Source organism: Halomonas sp. ND22Bw, assembly GCF_003011945.1.
In the GTDB taxonomy this organism is placed as follows: domain Bacteria; phylum Pseudomonadota; class Gammaproteobacteria; order Pseudomonadales; family Halomonadaceae; genus Halomonas; species Halomonas halophila.
This window is the reverse complement of record NZ_PXWD01000048.1, coordinates 1-685: the sequence shown is the minus strand read 5'-3', so window position 1 is coordinate 685 and position 685 is coordinate 1. Positions and strand designations below refer to the sequence as shown.

At 66.7% G+C, this 685-nt stretch carries 1 protein-coding gene; it reads left to right on the top strand.

Annotated elements, in window-relative coordinates; translation table 11 throughout:
* Positions 1-156: 156 nt before the first annotated feature.
* Positions 157-685 (top strand): hypothetical protein (locus CVH10_RS16880; protein ID WP_369335840.1); only part of this gene is annotated, 529 nt, incomplete at its 3' end.

Genomic DNA, 685 nt, shown 5'->3' with positions numbered 1-685 from the left:
CACTAAGGCGGCCGCCAGTCTGAAATGTTCAAGCCCGTCGAAGTTCGCATCGGCGGGCTTTTCGTTTGCGACGATTGGCCCGCGACACGGAATCGACACGATGGGTTCGGCCGCCTAGGGTCCGCCATCGTTTCCGGCTGTGGGGCCCTTTAGATCATGCGTTTCGTCTCTTCCTTCGCCGCCGCGCTGTTGGCGGGCGCCGCCCTGTCGGCCTGTGCGACCGCGCCCGATCCGGCTGCGGTCCATACGGTTCCCGCCTTCGACGCGGCGCGCATCTCGCAGGACATCAAGACGCTGTCGGACGACAGTTTCGAGGGGCGCGGCATCGCCACGCCGGCGGAAGAGAAGGTGATCCGGTATCTGAGCGAAGGCTACGCCGCCGCCGGGTTCGAGCCGGGCGGACCGAACGGCCAGTGGACGCAGGACGTGATCCTGAATCGGTTCGTCCAGTCCAACGTACACGCCGCGCTGAAGCTGGGCGACTGGACCCTGCCGCTGACCCAGGGGCGCGAGGTCGCCATCTCGACGCGCCGCCCGGCCCAGCACGTCAGCCTGAAGGACGCGCCGCTGGTCTTCGTCGGTTACGGCATCAAGGCGCCGGAGCGGAACTGGGACGACTTCAAGGGTCAGGACCTGCGCGGCAAGATCCTGGTCGTGCTGGTCAATGACGCCGACTTCGAAGAGC